This is a genomic window from Eubacterium sp. AF15-50, assembly GCF_934835595.1.
Lineage (GTDB): Bacteria > Bacillota > Clostridia > Lachnospirales > Lachnospiraceae > Eubacterium_G > Eubacterium_G segne.
On sequence record NZ_CAKVZL010000113.1, the window covers coordinates 1 to 2,005 of the forward strand.

3 protein-coding genes and 1 pseudogene (1 of these 4 cut by a window edge) are annotated in these 2,005 nt (G+C 34.8%); all 4 read left to right on the forward strand.

Features of this window, described 5'->3' with window-relative positions:
- The coding region (locus Q5O73_RS09795) for a hypothetical protein (protein WP_302669593.1) at nucleotides 1–413 on the forward strand (413 nt) is incomplete at its 5' end.
- 90 nt (nucleotides 414–503) lie between these two features.
- A complete protein-coding gene (locus tag Q5O73_RS09800) occupies nucleotides 504–713 on the forward strand; it encodes a hypothetical protein (RefSeq protein ID WP_021952228.1) in 210 nt (69 codons plus the stop codon).
- A gap of 148 nt (nucleotides 714–861) precedes the next feature.
- Nucleotides 862–1,743: a YitT family protein gene (locus tag Q5O73_RS09805; protein WP_118589776.1), complete on the forward strand. Its 882-nt coding sequence runs from the start codon at nucleotides 862–864 to the stop codon at nucleotides 1,741–1,743.
- A 70-nt stretch (nucleotides 1,744–1,813) separates the two neighbouring features.
- Nucleotides 1,814–2,005 (forward strand): annotated as a pseudogene (proB, locus tag Q5O73_RS09810) (glutamate 5-kinase) (it continues 622 nt past the right edge of the window).

Consider the following 2,005-nt stretch of genomic DNA (forward strand, 5'->3'; position numbering starts at 1 on the left):
TGTGTACATATATGATATTGTATCTTTTTAGAATTGATTATTATGTAGATATGCTTATGGGAAGAGATATACTCCTTTATGAAGAAAATCATTATTCCGCAATGAATATGTCTCTTATTATTTCATGTGTTTTTGCAGTGATAATGACAGTAAGAATGGAGAGAACACAGAGAGATAGAAATATTATTCATATGTATTATATTTTCGTTAGTGCGGTAATGGCTTTGTGCGGATTATTATCGGGTCCGGATTGGGTATATGGTTACATTGGTTCGTGGCAGGATTTCTTTTTGCCACTGTTGGGTGTGGAATATGGCATAGAAGTGGTTACTGTTGGTTTACTTCTTCTGGTTTTGTTGTGCATTGGATGTGGGTTGCACACATGGACAAAGAATAAAAACAGTGATAATTAATTTCCAAGATGGATATTTTATGGTATAATCTACTGACATAGGAATAATTTTATTAGCCCTTTTAACAATTAGAAAACAGGAGGTATTACCATGAGTGATAAAGAAAAAATGATAGATGACATTGTAGCAATGTTAGATGGAAGTATAAAGAAAGGGGACGGACACATTAATCTTAAGGTTGATGAAAATGTTGAGTCCTCAAAGAGAAAGGAAGTAATAAGAGGATGTGCAGACTGTTCAATTAATCCTATGCCATGCTGTGCACCAACAGAAGAACTTCCGGGGGATGACGAAATTTAACAAAAAATGAATAACAGCCTGTAAATAAGAGAAAATAGTAATGAATAAATATGATGTAAGTGGCAAAAGCATAATTGCTTATTTGTGCAAGCACAATTGCAAGTGGCAAATTTTGTTACTTACATCATAAATTTTAAAAGGAATTACTATGAAGCAAAAGCAGGTTGTTAAAAAAATATTCAGATATGTTTTCATTACATTTACTGCTGCCTTGTATGCAGTGGGAATCGCATTATTTTTAAATCCCAATAATTTGGCACCGGGAGGAATATCAGGAATCGCCATTATATTAAAAAAGATGTTCCCGGGACTTCCGGGAGTGGGAATGCTTATTTTATTAATAAATATTCCAATCCTGGCAGTGGGAATTAAAAAGTTTGGAATTAAATTTATTCTGTCAACAATGTATAGTCTGATTGTATCATCAGTGTTAATAGATATTCTTCCAATAGTTTTTAATGTTAATGGTGTTACAGATAATAAAATGCTGGCATCTGTTATTGGAGGAGCTACATTTGGACTGGGAATGGGATTAATGTTCAGATTGGATACCACAACAGGAGGGTTGGACATTATTGTAAAAATAATAAAACAAAAGAAACCCCATTTAAAAACGGGACAGATATATTTTTTGTTGGATGTGGTTATTTTGGCAGCGTCAGCCATGGCATTTAAGGATGTGGAGGTGGCGTTGTATGCGGCTATTGCTATTTATGTGTCCACGGTGGTTATGGACAGGGCAATATACGGAGGAGATGAAGCCACTCTTGTATATATAATAAGTGAAAAAAGAGAACTTATTGCCAGACGCATGATGAAGGAAGTAAATGTAGGAGCCACCATGATTCAGGCAAAGGGTGCATACAGTAACGAAACTACGGAAGTGATTATGTGCGTAATGAAGAAACAGACATTGGTTAAGGTAAGAAATATACTAAAACAAACAGACAGTGGAGCCTTTATGATAGTATCTTCGGCAAATGAAGTGTTTGGACAGGGATTTAAAGACCATTTTAAGACAGAAATATAAAGCATAATGTTTACAAATGAAGGCAGTTGTTCTAAAATAAGTGACATAGTGCTTATTTTGGGAGGAAGTTATGGCAACATTAAAAGACGTAAAGAGAATTGTTATAAAGGTGGGAACATCTTCTTTAACACACAGTACGGGAAAAACAAATATAAGACAAATGAAAAGACTAGTGACAGTTATATCCGATATAGTTAATTCAGGCATTGAAGTAGCATTGGTATCCTCAGGTGCCATTGGTGTAGGTGTGGGGAAATTAGGT

Excerpts from the sequence above, each read along its gene's own strand:
- Q5O73_RS09800 (WP_021952228.1), top strand. The coding sequence starts at position 504 with ATGAGTGATAAAGAAAAAATGATAGATGACATTGTAGCAATGTTAGAT.
- Q5O73_RS09805 (WP_118589776.1), top strand. The coding sequence starts at position 862 with ATGAAGCAAAAGCAGGTTGTTAAAAAAATATTCAGATATGTTTTCATT.